General features: G+C 46.6%; 17 protein-coding genes. 6 read left to right on the top strand and 11 right to left on the bottom strand.

Features of this window, described 5'->3' with window-relative positions:
* Positions 1–70: 70 nt before the first annotated feature.
* Together MMG82_RS04370 and MMG82_RS04365 are read right to left on the bottom strand one after the other, a co-directional pair.
* A complete protein-coding gene (locus tag MMG82_RS04370; RefSeq protein ID WP_172591312.1) occupies positions 71–664 on the bottom strand; it encodes a tRNA-uridine aminocarboxypropyltransferase in 594 nt (197 codons plus the stop codon).
* Positions 665–789: 125 nt separating this feature from the next.
* Positions 790–1,998 carry a multidrug effflux MFS transporter gene (locus tag MMG82_RS04365; RefSeq protein WP_037423563.1) on the bottom strand — a complete coding sequence of 403 codons (1,209 nt, stop codon included), beginning with the start codon at positions 1,996–1,998 and terminating at the stop codon, positions 790–792.
* A gap of 115 nt (positions 1,999–2,113) precedes the next feature.
* Between MMG82_RS04365 and MMG82_RS04360 the strand changes: the two genes are divergently transcribed.
* The gene (locus tag MMG82_RS04360) at positions 2,114–3,079 is read left to right on the top strand and encodes a LysR family transcriptional regulator (protein WP_047537980.1); all 966 of its coding nucleotides are present in this window, start codon (positions 2,114–2,116) and stop codon (positions 3,077–3,079) included.
* 62 nt (positions 3,080–3,141) lie between these two features.
* Here MMG82_RS04360 and MMG82_RS04355 read toward each other — a convergent pair whose 3' ends face one another.
* On the bottom strand, positions 3,142–5,013 hold the full coding sequence (locus MMG82_RS04355) for a methyl-accepting chemotaxis protein (protein WP_047537977.1): 1,872 nt from the start codon (positions 5,011–5,013) through the stop codon (positions 3,142–3,144).
* 443 nt (positions 5,014–5,456) lie between these two features.
* Between MMG82_RS04355 and MMG82_RS04350 the strand changes: the two genes are divergently transcribed.
* The gene (locus tag MMG82_RS04350; protein ID WP_037426678.1) at positions 5,457–5,807 is read left to right on the top strand and encodes a hypothetical protein; all 351 of its coding nucleotides are present in this window, start codon (positions 5,457–5,459) and stop codon (positions 5,805–5,807) included.
* 2 nt (positions 5,808–5,809) lie between these two features.
* Here MMG82_RS04350 and MMG82_RS04345 read toward each other — a convergent pair whose 3' ends face one another.
* Together MMG82_RS04345 and MMG82_RS04340 are read right to left on the bottom strand one after the other, a co-directional pair.
* On the bottom strand, positions 5,810–7,264 hold the full coding sequence (locus tag MMG82_RS04345) for a DUF4145 domain-containing protein (RefSeq protein WP_047537974.1): 1,455 nt from the start codon (positions 7,262–7,264) through the stop codon (positions 5,810–5,812).
* A 36-nt stretch (positions 7,265–7,300) separates the two neighbouring features.
* Positions 7,301–8,008: a hypothetical protein gene (locus MMG82_RS04340; RefSeq protein WP_037423577.1), complete on the bottom strand. Its 708-nt coding sequence runs from the start codon at positions 8,006–8,008 to the stop codon at positions 7,301–7,303.
* A gap of 190 nt (positions 8,009–8,198) precedes the next feature.
* Here MMG82_RS04340 and MMG82_RS04335 point away from each other — a divergent pair, with 190 nt between their 5' ends.
* Both MMG82_RS04335 and MMG82_RS04330 read left to right on the top strand, forming a co-directional pair.
* Positions 8,199–8,726 carry a DUF2780 domain-containing protein gene (locus MMG82_RS04335; protein ID WP_047537971.1) on the top strand — a complete coding sequence of 176 codons (528 nt, stop codon included), beginning with the start codon at positions 8,199–8,201 and terminating at the stop codon, positions 8,724–8,726.
* Between the two features lie 94 nt (positions 8,727–8,820).
* Positions 8,821–9,279 carry a TerB family tellurite resistance protein gene (locus MMG82_RS04330; RefSeq protein ID WP_037423583.1) on the top strand — a complete coding sequence of 153 codons (459 nt, stop codon included), beginning with the start codon at positions 8,821–8,823 and terminating at the stop codon, positions 9,277–9,279.
* A gap of 89 nt (positions 9,280–9,368) precedes the next feature.
* Here the strand turns inward: MMG82_RS04330 and MMG82_RS04325 are convergent, their stop codons facing one another.
* On the bottom strand, positions 9,369–10,193 hold the full coding sequence (locus MMG82_RS04325) for an HDOD domain-containing protein (protein WP_037423586.1): 825 nt from the start codon (positions 10,191–10,193) through the stop codon (positions 9,369–9,371).
* A 317-nt stretch (positions 10,194–10,510) separates the two neighbouring features.
* On the opposite strand from MMG82_RS04325, the gene MMG82_RS04320 reads away from it, so the two are divergent.
* Positions 10,511–11,122 carry an energy transducer TonB gene (locus MMG82_RS04320; protein WP_144345289.1) on the top strand — a complete coding sequence of 204 codons (612 nt, stop codon included), beginning with the start codon at positions 10,511–10,513 and terminating at the stop codon, positions 11,120–11,122.
* Positions 11,123–11,187: 65 nt separating this feature from the next.
* Here the strand turns inward: MMG82_RS04320 and yjeH are convergent, their stop codons facing one another.
* Positions 11,188–12,456 carry an L-methionine/branched-chain amino acid transporter gene (yjeH, locus tag MMG82_RS04315; RefSeq protein ID WP_241406520.1) on the bottom strand — a complete coding sequence of 423 codons (1,269 nt, stop codon included), beginning with the start codon at positions 12,454–12,456 and terminating at the stop codon, positions 11,188–11,190.
* Between the two features lie 211 nt (positions 12,457–12,667).
* On the opposite strand from yjeH, the gene MMG82_RS04310 reads away from it, so the two are divergent.
* Positions 12,668–13,099 carry an Lrp/AsnC family transcriptional regulator gene (locus tag MMG82_RS04310; protein WP_037423593.1) on the top strand — a complete coding sequence of 144 codons (432 nt, stop codon included), beginning with the start codon at positions 12,668–12,670 and terminating at the stop codon, positions 13,097–13,099.
* A 268-nt stretch (positions 13,100–13,367) separates the two neighbouring features.
* Here the strand turns inward: MMG82_RS04310 and nrfD are convergent, their stop codons facing one another.
* From nrfD to MMG82_RS04290, 4 genes are all read right to left on the bottom strand, one after another.
* Entirely contained in the window at positions 13,368–14,309 is a 942-nt protein-coding gene (nrfD, locus tag MMG82_RS04305; RefSeq protein WP_047537963.1) for a cytochrome c nitrite reductase subunit NrfD, read from the bottom strand.
* Positions 14,306–14,992, bottom strand: coding sequence for a 4Fe-4S dicluster domain-containing protein (locus MMG82_RS04300; protein WP_047537960.1), 687 nt, complete (start codon positions 14,990–14,992; stop codon positions 14,306–14,308). The genes nrfD and MMG82_RS04300 overlap by 4 nt, the downstream gene beginning before the upstream one ends.
* Positions 14,993–14,996: 4 nt before the next feature.
* Positions 14,997–15,461 carry a nitrite reductase gene (locus MMG82_RS04295; RefSeq protein WP_037423605.1) on the bottom strand — a complete coding sequence of 155 codons (465 nt, stop codon included), beginning with the start codon at positions 15,459–15,461 and terminating at the stop codon, positions 14,997–14,999.
* Positions 15,462–15,538: 77 nt separating this feature from the next.
* Positions 15,539–16,015, bottom strand: coding sequence for a DUF2726 domain-containing protein (locus MMG82_RS04290; protein WP_037423607.1), 477 nt, complete (start codon positions 16,013–16,015; stop codon positions 15,539–15,541).
* Positions 16,016–16,362 lie beyond the last annotated feature (347 nt).

Here is a 16,362-nt window from a genome sequence, read left to right as displayed (position 1 = left end):
ATTTTAATTCGTACAGAGTCTCAAAAATGCAAAAAATGAAAATCACTTCCCGCAATTCTAAAAAGTGAAATTAATCATAGCGCAACCTCACCTCTGCGGGCATCGCCTGCAATCGCATCGCAACCATAGCATCAAAGGCGACCAATAACGGGTTCACATCTAAACCCTCATCAAGCGCTTTTAACATATAAGCACACGCCTCTAATGTTGAAAGACTATCACTGCGGCTTGATTTGCGGATCTTGTATCTTGACGTATAGCCTTCGGCCAAATGCACTGCCGGAAATTGTGTTAACCATGGGTTTAATTGCAAGATTTTAAAGGCTTTTCGCCAGGTACCATCGATTAATAGCAACACACAATCAGCGCATATAGACTGACTTTCAACACTCGCGCTCTGCTCAGAGGGATATACAAGATAAACAGGGCGCTGACATCGGCTTAATTGCTCCCGCAGCGAGGCAAAATCCGCTTCCGTCTCGCCCACATACACTTGGGTCTTAGGGATAACTAGACTTAACACCTTGACGCTATTCTTTTTATGCTCGACTTCGGAGGGATGCTGCAATATCACTAGTTGCGTCTGCGGTTTTATCTGCTGCACATGGGAGCATAAGCAAGCATTCATCGGATAACAGCAAATAGGACAATATTGACGGCTCAAAGCGAGTTCTCGATAAATAATTTCCAGTAGTATAGCAACTTGAATTATCCATAAAAAATGCCCGTAGCGATGGTCAAATAAGCTACGGGCAAAGGGTGTTTCTTTAATTAGCCGTTTAGGGCGTATTAATGTTCTGCGGCTAATTGCTCTTGGTGCCAGTGGTCGAATCGGCTTAACGCCATCATTGACAGTAAGCCGATAGAGAAAAATCCCATCACTAACGCCACCGCATAGGGTGCAGTCAGGCTTGTTTGCTGCACTAGGCCTGCAATCACTGATGCGCCACTCATTTGGATAAAACCTAACATTGCCGTTGCTGTTCCCGCTCGCTCGCCAAAGGCAGAGAGCGCCATACTGGTTGCTGGGCCTAACAAGAATGCAAAACCAATACACAACAACATCATAGGTAACATAAAGGCAAAAGCAGCAGCCATTCCTACACTCGGGCCAAAGGCTTGCGCTGTGACAATTAATATCGCCGAGAGCACCAGCAGTGCTAATGCGAAGATCGCGGTGGGACGATTACCTAATTTACGGATCACTACTGGCGCAACAAAACACGCGGCAATATTGACCAATGCATTCAATCCAAATAACCCACTAAAGGCCAGCTCGGATACCCCTAAATGGCCAATAAGCCACACGGGTGAGTAGGACACATAACTTAAAATCGCCGCCATAGCTGACATACAAGCAAAAGCATAAAACAAGAAATGCGTATTACTTAACACAGGTTTATAGCGACTCCAACGATAAAGAGGGCCAGTACTAACGGTATTGGCTGGACGAGTTTCGGGTAGACGATAGCCGACCAAGAGCATCATCAAAATCGCGTATAGGGTCATAAACACAAAGGTTGAGCGCCAGCCAAATTGCATAGCCAATAGACCCCCTAAGGTTGGCGCTAGTGCAGGGATCACGCAGATAGCCCCATTTAAGTAACTGTAAATTTTGGCGCCTTCTTTTGGTGAGTAACAATCGCGCACTGCACTAAAGACCACAATAGAGGTCGAGCAGGCAGCCAAACCTTGTAATACCCGGGCAATTTGTAACCAATGGAATTCAATCGCAGCGGCCGCAAGCAAACTGCTGGCACCATAGAGCAGCACGCCAAAGAGTGCCACAGGTCGACGTCCGTAACGGTCGGCCAAGGGGCCAATCAAAATTTGGCCCACACCCATAGCAAATAAAAACAGTACTAATGTGGACTGTACTTCGCTGGCAGACACGGCGAACTCTGCCGCCATGGTGGGCATAGAAGGTAAGTAAATATCAATTGCCAATGGGCTGAGTAGCACCAAAGACATCAAAATAGGTAACAGATTGCGCCGCATAACATGTATCTCGGTTTAACAGTAAAAGGTATTTCAGTGGGCGGTAGTTTAAATAACTCAAGGTATGAACAGAAATGGTATAATTTCCAAAGTGAATTTCCTTTGAGGAATATCTATGAATCTCGACAACTTAGCCAGAATCGACCTCAACCTACTGGTGATATTGAAGGTTTTGCTCGAAGAGCAAAGTGTCACCCGCGCAGCGAGCCGATTACACATTAGCCAGTCGGCGTTGAGCAAGAGCTTGAATCGCCTGCGAGAAACGTTAGATGATCCCCTATTCCAACGTACTGCCCATGGCCTAAAACCCACAGCACATGCGCTCAATATTGGACAAAAGCTGCCGAATATTCTGCAGGACTTATATCAACTGACTCAGCCACCGACGTTTACTCCAGCCAGCAGTAATAGGCAGTTTTCCTTTGCCATGGTCGAAAGTGCCTACGAAACCTTGATCCCCTATTTTATAGGTCCACTATTAAATAGTGCGCCCAATATCAAGCTCGATTCCTATGTCTGGACCGAAAAATCTATGCATGACTTGCAGCAAGGGCAAATTGACTTTGGGATTTCAGGACGGGATCTACACCCACTCTCAGATTCACACACTGACCGACTACCAGAAGGCATTGCCTGCCAAACCCTGTTTACCGATAGACAGGTATGTTTGGTGCGCCAAGCTCATCCCTTGATGGCCGCTCTCACCTCGCCCCAATGGGATTTATCCTTGTACTTAGAGATGGCGCATGTGCAAGTGCGCTGTGAAGGGAGTGATTGGTGGGCGCTGGATTATTTTCTGGCAGAGCTAGGGCACAGGCGCAAAATTAGCACCACTGTGCCAGATTTTTATGGCGCGGCGAGTGTTTGCGCCCACAGTGATTTGATTTTTACCTTACCTTCTAGCTTTGCCCTACATGCCTGTAAACTCTATCCATTAAAGCTGTTGCCTTTACCCTTTGAGTTTATGCCAATGGCCTATGTGTTACTGTGGCATCAACGTAATGATGAAGATCAAGGCCATAAATGGATGCGCGACACTATCTGCCAGAGTGTCGAAAAGCTGATGCTGCCGCAGGGTTAATTGAGTGAGTAATAAACAGCCCAGAACACTGACGTATTCTGGGCTGTTTTATTCAAGCAAACTTACAGAATAAACGTCGCGACCTGCGCATTGAGATCATTAGCACGCGCCTTTAATGCCTGAGCTTGGGTCAGATCCGACTTCGCTGCTTCGGTAATTTCGTCGGTCACATCCTTAATGGCCACCGTATTTTGAGTGATTTCACCCGTTACTTGGGTTTGCTCTTCAGCCGCGGTCGCAATTTGGCCTGCCATGTCCGAAATCACATGTACGGCTTGAGTAATCTCCTCCAGTGCCTTCGCTGCGGCATTAGCGTCTTCAACACTATGACCCGCTAACACTTGGCTGCTTTCCATCAAACTCACCGCCTTCGTCGTTGTACGTTGCAGAGTTTCAATGGTCGCATGTACTTCTTGGGTCGAATCTTGTGTTCGGCGTGATAACACCCGCACTTCATCGGCCACCACAGCAAAGCCACGGCCCTGCTCACCCGCACGGGCAGCCTCAATCGCCGCATTGAGGGCTAACAGGTTAGTCTGCTCAGCAATCCCTTGAATTGTCGCTAAAATGCTAGAAATCGACTGAGCGTGACGACTTAAATCTTCAATGACCTCAGTTGCTTGAGTGACTTCATCCGCTAAAGAATTAATCGAACTGCGGGTCTTATTAACTAACTCTTTCCCTTGGAAGCTGCTCGCTGCTGATTGCTGCGCAGCTGTAGCGGTATTTTCCGCATTCGCGGCAATTTCATTAGTAGCACTTGCCATTTCGGTTACTGCGGTCGCGACCATGGCAACTTCTTGTTGCTGGCGCTGTAATTCGGCCACGGCAATATGGTTAGTTTTGAGGCTACGCTCTGCGTCCGCATCCAGTTCACTAGCCAACTGACGAATATGGCTGATGAGCTGATGCTGACTGCCGACAAATCGATTAAAGCTGTCGGCCAGTACGCCCACTTCATCTTGCGTATCAACCTCAATACGTTGGGTTAAATCGCCATTACCATCGGCAATACGCGCGAGCGCCTGCGATACACGCCCAAGCGGACCTAGCAATAGATTCACCAACCAAGAAATGGCCAATACGCTCAGTAATAGCATCACGGCCGACAGCCCCAATTGGGTCAGCAGTAAATTAGTTAATGGCGCCTCAAGCGTCTCTTTGTCCAGTACTATCACTAATTCCCAATCGGTATTGGGAATATCGACACCCCAAACTAACTTATCGCGGCCTTCGTTTTCGAAATACATTGGCAGCCATGTGCTGGCCTGACGGCTCTGCTGGGGTAAATTATGATTAAGGTCGTTGTCGATATCGCTAACGGGTTTCATCGCCTTAGAGGCATCTTTGTAAGCGATGACAGTACCATCTTTGTGCAGCATGATTGCATGACCATTGGCTGGTAAGGTCATGCGATTGACACTTTCAACCAAACTCGCAATCGACAGGTCGCCCCCAACCACACCTTGTGAAACCGCCTGTGCCATAGTGACCACTAACACATTGTAAGCTACGTCAACATAAGGTTTGGTGAGAATAAGACCGCGCTCATTTATCGCTTGTTTATACCAAGGGCGCGCTCTCGGATCGTAACCCGTACGGTCTATGCTTGGATCGGAGTCCAGCATCTGCCCCGCTTGCGTACCGTAGTAAGTGAGTTGGAATCGCCCAGAAGCTTGCGCCTGCTGCAATGCGTTTAAACTGTCACCTTCAACTTTAACGGCTAACGCCCCTACGATATCCTGACGCCCAGCTAACCACTCTTGAATGCGCTCAGCCTGTTGATCACCCAGTCGCTGCACCTGCTCCAAACTATTTTGCAACAACAATGACTTTTGACTGGAATAACTTTGCCACGACAGCAAGCCAATCACGAGGGAAAGCGCAATCACGACCGAAATCAGGATCTTTTGTTTAAGCGAGTATGAGTTCATGTTGGTATCTACGGTTTTACAGCTTTGAAGGAAGAAGTGGTAAGACTGGCTGGCACTTACTGTAATAAATTTACAGTGTTAGCCAAAACCAATCAAAAATTCGGCTAAATTTTCGCACATGTTACAGCGCAAACAAAGAATCACTCGTCACCAAATTAATAAATAATTAAGCAAAAACATAAAGATAACCAATTAAAACCTGAGAAACACCAAATAACAACCCAAAGTTCACATCAACCACAAGCCACCAACAAACTAAAGTCATGGACGTAAAAGAACGTAAATTAACCCAAATTAACGTGACCCAATCCGTTTATTTATTGCACACTGAACGTCCATAACATTGGGGAAAGAGGCTTCTCTAACATAGCAATTTGGCCAAGCCCGTTATCAAATACTGGGCGACTCACCTTCAGCCTCACCCATTTTGATTAGGAGTTCTTATGATTTATCAACAATTTCAACAGAGCCCATTTCAGCCACGCATTTCAGGAGCACGGGCTTGGTTAGCGATGGCAATCAGTGTCAGTCTAATCTGTTTATCTCTGTTTTTATTACCTTTTGTGCTTTTATTTGGCGCAATTGCTCTAGGCTGCTTAGTGCTATTTAGTCGTATTTATGTAGCGCGCCAATTGAGTAAGTTTAATCGTGAGCAAGCGCGCCGAGCGCAGGCACAAGCGAGCGAGGCGACTAGCCAAACGTCAACGTTTAATCAAACCGCGAATGTTGTGCGTGAACCCCATGCAACTCAGTACCGAGGTCGTATCTTTGAACATCAAAAAGAGGAAGAGTAGCCCTAAGCGCTTAGCAGATCCTTGGCGCGATTAAGGGTATGAATTTCACCGGGATCTTGAGTGATCTTCAGTACAGTATCGATTTGTAAAACAAGCGATTGCCAAAGAGGCTCGATGATCTCAGCCTCTTTGCTATTGGCATGACGGCGCGCTAGATTTAGCAGCGCCGCAGAACCCACCACATCAATGCGCCCCAAAATGCCGTCGGCCAATGCCATACTCAGCTCAATCATGGCAGGCACACTGTGACCATATTTAATGACCTCACGCAGATAGCGCTCAGCTTGGCTCACATCGCCACCCAAGCCACTTTCATCATTTAGCATATGTTGCGCACGGGTAAGCATGGCATCGAGCTGACCTTGCTCTGCCGCTTCGGCCATCCAATACTCACTCGCGATAGGATCTCGCTGACAACCATCGCCATTGGCGAGCATTAAGGCCAAATGATATTGGGCATGAGGATAACCCGCCTGCGCCGCTTTACTTATAAAATGATAGGCTTGCAGTAAATCCTTGGTTTGATAGTAAAGCACGCCTAAATTCGCCATGGCTTCGGTTTGCTCGCCTTCGGCCGCCAGCTGTAAAAAGTGTTTCGCTTGGGCTAAATCCGGCTTAAATGACTCACTGCCCACTAGGTAGAAATAGCCAAGCAGCGCCATCGCATTGACCACGCCAGCCTCAGCCGCAGTAGCTATCGCAGCCTCGCCTTTAATGGCATCGGCCTCTCCCTGATAGCCATGGATTAAACTCACTCCATGCTCATAGAGGGCTTGCATATGGGTTGGGGCTGCAAGGGCAAACCAGTAGGCAGCCTTAGCAAAAGTATCACTGGCTTTTTGTGCGACAGCTTTTACTACTGGGCTATCGTCTTCAGTACCATAGTACTGATCGACGAGGGCAAGCTCCTGCTCCTTAAGCATTAATGCTTTGGTTTTAAAAGAGATCCCCACAAGATACTGCGCATTGGGATCATCCTCCATCACCGCGCGGTAACAGAGATCTTTAACCGTTATCGCATCGCTGGCTTGAAAGCGGTATGCAGGCGCCTCGCAGCCAACCACCTTCGGATACAGATGCTCGACTAAAGCGAGTACATCTTTAATGGCTTTTTGGGCTAAGGCGAGTAACTGCTCTTGGGTAAGATGATATTTTTCAGGGTGAGCGCCACGGTTACCATCAGCGCGCAGGCGATGCAACGCTCTGGTGGTCTTCACATCGATCAGCCGTTTTTGATTTAACAGCTCAATACGATCATAGAGATTGGGGCTAGCAAAGGACACCGCTTTACTCTGCCCTAGCAAGTCAGTCAGCCTATGGGTAAAACTGCGAATATGCAGTAATGACTGAGTAGGCACATCCTGCACATAGTTTTTAGCATTGAGGTAATCATCAAGAAGCGAGGCCGAAAACCCTTGGATAAATTCACTATCCAGTAACTCAGCCTCAGTCCCCATAAATCCTTACCTCAAATTGAATGTGCTCAGTTGATATTATTCCGCAGTTGGCTTTTTAGACACCATATACAAACGGAACAATGCCAAGTTTACGAATAACCCAATAAACGCCATAAAGGTATCCGCGAGCAATTGCACAGGCAAGCCACCAAAAGATGCCGCTGCAGAAAGCTGGCTACCAACCACAGAAAGCGGTAAGTAAAGCATCAATAACGCAATGGTTTTTAACACAATCGGCCCACTAAAGCTAAAGCTTGCCTTAATCGCTTCCAGCGGTGTTAAACGCTCAACTACCACCATAAAGTTCACATAGGCTAGGCGAGCAAACAGATAAAAGCTAATAACGAGTCCCACTAACCACATAGGGCCAAACGCTGCAAATAGCATCACTGGCGCTAAAATGGCCAGTCCAGAGAATACGCCAGCCAAGAGTAAAGGTGGCACAAAGGGTAAGCTGGCTTTCAGTACCATACCAGCCGATGGATTATGCCCTTGGGATCTCAGTTCTAAAAACAGCGTTAACGCCGCAATCAATACCGAGAAGAGCAGCAGAAGGAGCATCATAGCGATCATGTGTGATGCGCCAAACTGCGGGTTTTCCAGATCAACTTTGCTCATCTCTGTGCCAAGCCATAGCTGAATACCAACCTGCACTAATAACAGTGGCACCGTCAGCATGGCAAGCTGAGTGAGATGATTACGGAAAAAGTTATAAGCTTCGGTCAAAATTGCGGATAGTGACATGCGCCTTTCCAAAATAATTGAAGTAAATTAACACCGTGAATTGTCGCTAAGGATACCCAAAATCCCGCCCCAATGCACAACACAAATCACCTGAGTGAACCGTAAATCACAGAAAAGGGCTGCAACAAAAGTCTCAAAGCCGTTACACTGTCCACTTTATTGCGCGCAAACAGTCAAAGGATGCCACTCTATGAAACACACTTTCACACTCTCTATTCTGATTAGCGCCACACTTTTAGCCACACCCACCAGTGCTGGCTGGTTAGATAACCTTGCAGGAACACCAGCAAAAACAGAGAAAGTGGCCACTGGTAGCGTCACCCAATCCAACGCATTAGTTGGCAGCGTGATGTCGCAACTCGGACTGAACCAAACCCAAGCCGAAGGCGGTTTAGGTAGTCTGTTAGGTCTAGCACAATCGAGTCTAGGTTCGAATGATTACACCAAACTAGCTGCCAGTATCCCTAATGCCGACAGCCTATTAGCCGCAGCACCTAAACTTGATGCGAACTCAGGCGTTTCTGGCCTGTTGTCTAAGGCTGGCAATATTGGCTCTTCTCTGCAAGGTAGCGCAATGGTGTTAGATGCCTTTGAAAAACTGGGTATTTCTAAAGAATTAGCCATGCCAATGATCAATATTGCCAAGTCTTATCTTGAGACAAATGGCGCCGAAGGCAGCTCAGATCTGCTGATGAAGGGTTTAAATACTCTGCTATAAATGTCGCCCCACCCTAAGCCTATGCTTAGGGTGAACTTTAACGTGAAAAATCACTCTATCTAGTTATTCCTTCTTGCCAGAGCAGTGCCACTTTATGATTGCGAAGCTGAAACGATTCCTTCAATCTCACACCCATGCCATCTCTCCAGAGGAGAAAGCCCACCAGCTAAAATTAGCGGCGGCGAGCATGTTGCTCGAAGTGGTATATGCCGATGAAACCCTCGCCGCAGAAGAAAGAGCACTATTGCCTAAGCTTCTGACAGAGACCCTATCGATGTCGGCGCAGGATGCTAATGATTTAATTGAAGAAGCCAAAAAAGCCCAAGGTAATGCCACCTCATTATTTGAGTTTACCAATACCATTAATGCCGAATTTAGCTTGGAGCAAAAACAGCAATTATTACTAGCCATGTGGCAATTAGCCTATGCCGATGGACAACTCTCCCAGTACGAAGATCAAATCATTCGCCGTACTGCTGATTTGCTGTATCTCAAACACAGCGAGCTTATTCAGATGCGTAATCAGGCCATCGAAGCCCAAGTGGCACGCTAAAAGCAAGCCATAAAAAAGCATGAATCGCAGTACTGCCATTCATGCTTTTGAATCAAGGTTGTAGATTGCCGTTTCCTGTTCCAGCTGGCTTAGGCAAGCGCCTTACCAATTTCAAAACCGACGCCTCTTAGCTCCGTTAACTTAGACCGAAGCCCACCCATTTCCATTTTTAAGCCTTTTTTAGTCGCAAGCTGCGATAGCCAACTGGTTTTATCGTCATCCTCAATAGTGTCCCAGTCCGCTAATACTTTGTGGGATAAACACAACAAAGCTGCCAATTTAGAAAATGGATTCGAATCCTTAGGATGATCTTGGTAGAGAATGCCTTGCACCAATGCAGGGGTAAATTTCCAATTTTGAGCCAACAAAGCACCAATATCGGGGGAATCATAACCGAGGAGTTCTCGCTCAAAAGCATGCTTATCTTTACCCTGTGCGACAGCTTCGTTAATTTTTTCAGCATCTTCAGGGGAAATTGCCGCAATCAATAAATCACCAATACGGTGAAGGATGCCGCAGGTAAAAGCCTCGTCGGGCTGAACGCCGCACCGTTTGGCCATCTCTTGATTGTAGAGTGCAATTTCGAAGGTTTGTCCCCAAAACTGCGCTAAATCAACACCATTGCATTTAGGCACCGCCCCCATCACGGCAGATGCTAACACTAAGGTACGCAAGGTTTGCATTCCAAGGCGTACTACGGCTTCATCAATACTGCCCACCTCGCGACTGTGGCCGTAATAGGCGCAGTTAGCTAATCTGAGTACCTTGGCACTGATCAGGGGATCATGGGACACCTTAGTCGCAATATTTTTTACTGTAGCGTTGTCGTCGTTAACGACATCAAGCAGTTCACTGATTGCTTTAGGTAAACGGGGCAACTCATCAACTCGACTCAGTAGCGCAGCAGAATCCATATTTATTCTCCTTCTAGATGAATGATCAAAATATAGAACACAAAATCTCGCCTCGCTCTTAAGCTTATGAACACTTATGAGTTGAATGTGCAGCTTTTCAGTCAGTATTTAGCAATCGCAATCTTAGTGAAAATTCAGCCCGCCAATCATAAGAATGCCTCTGCAACACAGCAAAAATCACAGCAATTCGCGCTTTGCGTTATAGTTAAAGATATTAGACTTGCTCAATAGTTAACCTTATTTGTAAATAAATATTTCAAATAATAAGCAGTGGATGTTATAGATTAAATATTGTTCATCAATTGTAAGGAAGCACTATGGGCCAAAATGCACTGGTTAATCGCACCGGGATTATTATCGTTAGCGCACTGATCACCTTAGGTTTGTTCGTGTTTATGGCGCAACTTATCCATCATCCACAGCCATTGAGCGGACAAACGTCAGATGCGCCGCAAATCAATATTTTGATGAGCGAGCGAACACCCATTCCTCCGAAGGAAAGTCGCCAACCCGAACCGCCTAAACCCATCCCAACAAGGGAGCGGGTCACAACGCCGGGCGAAAGTGCTGAAGTGGTCGAATTTAGCCCCCAGACTTTTACTCCCGAAATGCCGATTCAAACGACTCTCTTTACTCAATCGGCCATGTCAGCAGAAGCCTTGCCAGTGGTGCAAGTGTCTCCTCGTTATCCGATTGAAGCAGCACAAAATGGTAAGGAAGGTTATGTGGTCGTAGGCTTTGATATTACTGCGGATGGTACGGTCAGCAATGTGCGCGTGCTCGATGCTAACCCGAAGCGAGTGTTTGATAAGGCAGCGCTTTCAGCAGTGCAAAACTGGAAATACAAACCTAAGTTTGATGCGGGCAAAGCCGTACCCCAATTAAATCAACAAGTACAACTCGATTTTAAACTGGATCAACAGATTTAAGACTCGCAGATCAGCACGCTTAAAACCTTGCGTGCTGATCTGTCATTATTTGAATGACATCGGGATTAAGCAACCTTGTTAACCGCCAAGGCCCGCTTACGACTAATATGGCTCTTTTGCCACCACAAGAATGGGGCAACAAATAGGATTAACGCAAATACATAGGCCATGCTTGCCCCAAGCGCGATACCTAACGCTAAGCAGAAGCCACAACCTAATACCACTAAAGGTAAGTTGCGACGGGGCAATAATTTAGCAGCAGCTAACATCGCCATTAAGTAGATCACGACGAACACCCCGTTACTCCAGGCAATAAGATGTTCGAGTTCCTGACCCGTGATGTGAGTCAGCACTATCACACTCGCCATCACGCCAAGTAAGGCCGCCAAGGCACGGATCGGCACACCATGACGATTCTTAACCACAAAGCAGCGCGGTAAAATACCTTCACAACTAAAACTCCATACAAGACGCGCAGCGCTGGCGGCATAGACGTTTACTGTGGCAAGGCCACTGGCAATTCCCAACACACCAATCACTTGCGCACCGTATCCCCCTAAAAGCGTATCGAATACACCAATCATCGCCACGCTTTTGTCAGTTGGCACTAACAGTAAAATCAGTGTGCAGGCCACATAAATAACCCCCACCAGCACAGTGCCCATCATCATGGCTGGGATCATATCCTGCTGTGGGCGACGAAAATCATCGGCGAGATGAGTCATCGCCTCTATCCCTAAAAAGCTCCAAAAAGCGATACCTGCGGCAATCATCATGGTAGAGATTTCTGGTGAGCCATAGCTGGCAAGTGAGGTTAAATGCCCAGGCTGAAGACTGCTTGCGCCAAAGAGCACCACCACAATGGCGACAATACAAAGGGTTAAGCCGAATTGCAGTTTGGCCGACACTTGAATGCCACGAAGATTGAGCAGGAACAAGCCAAAAATAACGAACACCTCAGCGCCCACCTTGGGCCAGCCATCGAGGGGAATGAGTGCATTAACAAACTGGAAAGTCATCAAAATCGCGGCGGGCGCGCCCATCGGCACGACCAACAAAAAAATGAGTCCGATAGTACGGCCTGCGGTACGTCCAAAAGCCTTTTCCACAAAATAAGCGGGGCCCGCAGCATGGGGAAAGACACTCGCCAGCCGCCCAAAAATCAGCGCCACCGGAATAATGGCTAAGGTGAGGAGTGACCAAGCGATAAGCGCACCAGCATGGGCCTTGTCGATTGTCATTTGCGGGAGAATAAACACCCCAGTGCCCAGCAAAGTGGTGGCCATCAAGCCTGCACCTTGCCAACGTCCTATAGTTCCGCTATGTGAGTTCATCTGTTAACATTCAATGGTTTTGAAGCCGTCAGTATAGTGAGATTTTACGCCGCAATCTGCCGTCAATTTCGGTGTTCTTAGTGGTAAACGCCAGCACAATGACGGTAAAAAGCACTATTTCAGGCAAAATGACGGTGTAACTCAAGGCCTTATACTGAGTTGTACTTTTAGGCCGCCTCACTTGTTATACCCATTTTTATCGGAGTCTACGTTGGATAAGTTTGATACCGCCATCATCAATTGTTTGCGCCAAAATGCTCGCCAAAGTGTTTCCAGTATTGCAGAGCAGGTCAACCTTTCCCGAAGCGCGGTTGCCGAGCGGATAAAAAAACTAGAGCTAGGTGGCGTGATCCGTGGCTATCAAGTATTGCTGAGCGAATCGCAAAAAGAGGGAGTGTCGGCCTACTTCGAAATCCAACATAAATGTCCCCGCTGCGCCGATGTGGTACACGTGTTCCATGCAATCCCCGAAGTAATTACCTGCCGTGGTATTTCCGGTGATATGGATTTGCTGGTGTATGTCCATGCCCCATCAATGCGTCGTCTGCATGAAATCCGCGAATATATCGATACTCACACCGATATCATCAAGATTAAAACCCATGTGGTGATGAGCGAGTGGATTAATAATACTGGCGAGTAATCTTGCTTGCCCCAAACAAGAAACGCCACCCCTAAGGAATAAAGGTGGCGAGGCCCTTGTGGAGGCAGGGCAAACAATACCTAAATATCAAATATGGCTTCCCTTCCCAATAACCTCCCTGTGACAGCAAATCGCGACAAGACAACGCACCTTTAATCACTTCAGCCAGCGTTATTAAAGGGAGTTAGCTCACGGTGCTTCCTTAGACACCGCTTCGCCATTCACCGTAATTCCTTCTTATCTATAACATTGAGCCAACCATGCTCAATCAAACGACCGTCATTTGCCCCGTGTAGAGAATAAAGTTACGCAGCAGTAGCACACCAATCAGACTTAAGCATGCGGTGCCTGCTACATAGGCCCACTTACGCTTTGACGTGGCTGTCATAAACAGGTTCATTGCCAAGGGGCCAGATAATCCGATCCCAACAATGCCAATCCAGAAAACCCATCCCCAGAAGCCATAACCTATCGCATTGAAAGCCGCAAATTTGCTTTGACCGCCTGACAACACTAAGCCCATAAAGAAGGTAAAAATCAGCACTATCTCCACCAAAATCAATGGGATTTCAACCTTATGGATAAAGTGAACTTCCTTGGCGTTAGGATTAGCATTAAGCAACACCCCACCCAGCAGAGAAAATGCCGCGCCGGATGAGAGTCCCGAAGCCAAAAACAGCAGTGGCAATACGGGGTTTTTCAACATCGGATAGCCGGGTAAAGCCGAGAGTAAAAAGCCAGTATAAGCCCCCAGCGCGAGGGAAAAGATCACCAATAAACCGGTAATCGTGGCTTCGAAGCGGCTAAGCCAAGCTGTCAACTTCAGCACTATGGGAAAGCGACTCTCACACCATGCATCAATGGGTTTACGGAATAACAAACCAATCCACATAAACATAAAGACTTGGTAGATGAGCAGGATCAACACACCCATCGACATCACAGACTTAGGATTGTAGAAGACTAATATCTTCCAAAAATCGAAAGGCTTAGTTAAGTCCAATACCAAGATGCCTAGACCCGCCATCACTGCCACGGGCGCCACAATACAGGCTGCCTGCACAAAGCCAGACTGGTACGCATTATGTTTCAACACAAAATGCTTGAGTAACACCGCAAAGAACATGGCGCCAGCAGATGCCCCCGCTAAAAACAGGTAAATTGCAATTGGCCAATGCCACACTAGCGTATCAAAATGTAGGGCGCTCATATTGCCACCTCCCCTGATTTAGCCACAATGCGGAACAGTTTTGGCCGAGTGCCGAGGTCGACCTTAGCCCTTTGGGTTGGGTTAGCCTTTAGCACTTGTACCACCTGAGAAGTGGGATCTTTTAAGTTGCCAAAGACCAATGCCTTAGTCGGGCAGGCCGCTACACAGGCAGGTTGTTTACCTTGGGCGAGGTTTGTCTCACGGCAAAAATCGCATTTGTCCGCAGCGTGGGTAACAGGATTAATAAAACGAATTTTGTATGGGCAGGCTGCAATGCAATATTGGCAACCCACACACTTCCAAGCATCTACCGCCACAATGCCAGTCTCTTTATCGATAAAGGCGGCACCCGTCGGGCAAACATTGACGCAGGGCGCGTCTTCACAATGCTGGCAAGACTTACGACTGAAGTGATAAAACTGGTTCGGATATTCCCCATAGGGTCCAGTTTGCTCTATTTTTAATCGGGCAACACCCTCGGGCACTTGGTTGGTTTCACGGCAGGCAACTTCGCAAGCTCGACAGCCAATACACTTAGTTTCATCGTGGATCAGTGCGTATTTCACACTAGGTTCGGCTTTAGCCTCATTAGAGGCATTCACAGTAGCCAGTAATGTGCTACCCGATGCCCCTGCCAATAAGGCGCATGCTCCTTTGAGAAATCTTCTTTTTGAATTTTCCATAACCTTACTCCTGCTGGCCTGTATGGCAAGTACGGCACAGCTCACTACGAACCTTAGGCGTCATCTCTGCCATAGGATCGGTTGGGCTATGTAATTTATGGCAAGCGGCACAGGCCACTTTTTGGGCATGCACATTATGCGTCCACTCTTGGGAGCTGAGTTTGGCTGGCATATGGCATTTTTGGCACACCTTTAATTGCACAGCAGCTTCGGATGCCTCATTTAATCCAAAAACCACTAAATCATTTGGTTTTTTGGGATGATCACCTTTTTCACCATGACAGCTTGAACAGGTCATTTTCATGGCATCCTGGCCGTGATGCCCTAACATTTGACCATTACGCTTATGACACTTCATGCAAGCATCACTATTAATTTGCTTAGCGGGTTCAGCACTTGTTGCGGAAAAACTGAGCAGCAATGCCATTGCACCCAAGCGTAATGACCACAGCCATTGTCGTGTAGACATAGCGAGTCCTCATATCAATTCATTGGGAAATAAAGAGGAAGTCAGGGTTCGGAGAACTCCGAACCCGACGAGCGTGGTCAAACGGCTAGCGCTTGCTTGAGACTTGTTGCATCCCACTGTTTATGCTGATTCATTTCAATAAAACCAATATTGAATTTGCTGAATAGCTTTTTCATGGGTGAATTGATTTGCTTACCGGCGTCGCTGATCACCATTTTGACTTCTGAAGAATCATGGTCAATCAACACATAGTCGAGACGGCATTCATGGTTTAAATCAGCATCGTGCTGGTCCATGTCAAATACAGTGTCGAGTGGAACATTGCAGCAGACATCGTATTTGCCTTCAACGACAGTTTTTAATGATTTAAAAAAGTTGAAACTATCTTCATCAAATAACACTGGTTTGAGTTTCATTTCATGATGTGCAGCCTCCTCGGGATCCGCCCTAAAAAACTTAATGCAAGTCATGACAAACATTACAAACACAAATGGCACCGCTACGAATAGTACGAAGTACATAAACGCATAGCTGAGAATGACTGAAGTATTCATATACGCCTCCAATAACACAATTATATTTTTGTTTTCTCCTTTAAAGCACCTTCAGTATTATTGCAGACGGGATTTATTTTTTTGATCTGGATCACATGTTTAAATTCAAAATTAAACATAAACAACAAGTTAGGATACAGCACACATTGCTGTATAGCGTAAATCTAAAATGCACATATTGATAATAGTTAATTAAAAAAATGAAATTGGCGTAACTGAATATCAAAAATTAAAATTTCAAATTAGTTTAATAATATTTTTTGAAATATAAAAAATCAAATTCTAAACCTATTGTTACATATAGATAAATTTAAGGTGCAAAACTTGGGATGGATTTCACATTAAAT

Origin of the sequence: Shewanella sp. MM_2022_3, from assembly GCF_022557375.1 — a bacterium.
In the GTDB taxonomy this organism is placed as follows: domain Bacteria; phylum Pseudomonadota; class Gammaproteobacteria; order Enterobacterales; family Shewanellaceae; genus Shewanella; species Shewanella xiamenensis.
The sequence above is the reverse complement of the archived record's forward strand: the minus strand, read 5'-3'. Positions and strand labels throughout refer to the sequence as shown.

Coding starts and splice junctions, on each gene's coding strand:
- MMG82_RS04365 (WP_037423563.1), bottom strand. CDS start 1,998: ATGCGGCGCAATCTGTTACCTATTTTGATGTCTTTGGTGCTACTCAGC.
- MMG82_RS04360 (WP_047537980.1), top strand. CDS start 2,114: ATGAATCTCGACAACTTAGCCAGAATCGACCTCAACCTACTGGTGATA.
- MMG82_RS04355 (WP_047537977.1), bottom strand. CDS start 5,013: ATGAACTCATACTCGCTTAAACAAAAGATCCTGATTTCGGTCGTGATT.
- MMG82_RS04350 (WP_037426678.1), top strand. CDS start 5,457: ATGATTTATCAACAATTTCAACAGAGCCCATTTCAGCCACGCATTTCA.
- MMG82_RS04345 (WP_047537974.1), bottom strand. CDS start 7,264: ATGGGGACTGAGGCTGAGTTACTGGATAGTGAATTTATCCAAGGGTTT.
- MMG82_RS04340 (WP_037423577.1), bottom strand. CDS start 8,008: ATGTCACTATCCGCAATTTTGACCGAAGCTTATAACTTTTTCCGTAAT.
- MMG82_RS04335 (WP_047537971.1), top strand. CDS start 8,199: ATGAAACACACTTTCACACTCTCTATTCTGATTAGCGCCACACTTTTA.
- MMG82_RS04330 (WP_037423583.1), top strand. CDS start 8,821: ATGATTGCGAAGCTGAAACGATTCCTTCAATCTCACACCCATGCCATC.
- MMG82_RS04325 (WP_037423586.1), bottom strand. CDS start 10,193: ATGGATTCTGCTGCGCTACTGAGTCGAGTTGATGAGTTGCCCCGTTTA.
- MMG82_RS04320 (WP_144345289.1), top strand. CDS start 10,511: ATGGGCCAAAATGCACTGGTTAATCGCACCGGGATTATTATCGTTAGC.
- yjeH (WP_241406520.1), bottom strand. CDS start 12,456: ATGAACTCACATAGCGGAACTATAGGACGTTGGCAAGGTGCAGGCTTG.
- nrfD (WP_047537963.1), bottom strand. CDS start 14,309: ATGAGCGCCCTACATTTTGATACGCTAGTGTGGCATTGGCCAATTGCA.
- MMG82_RS04300 (WP_047537960.1), bottom strand. CDS start 14,992: ATGGAAAATTCAAAAAGAAGATTTCTCAAAGGAGCATGCGCCTTATTG.
- MMG82_RS04295 (WP_037423605.1), bottom strand. CDS start 15,461: ATGTCTACACGACAATGGCTGTGGTCATTACGCTTGGGTGCAATGGCA.
- MMG82_RS04290 (WP_037423607.1), bottom strand. CDS start 16,015: ATGAATACTTCAGTCATTCTCAGCTATGCGTTTATGTACTTCGTACTA.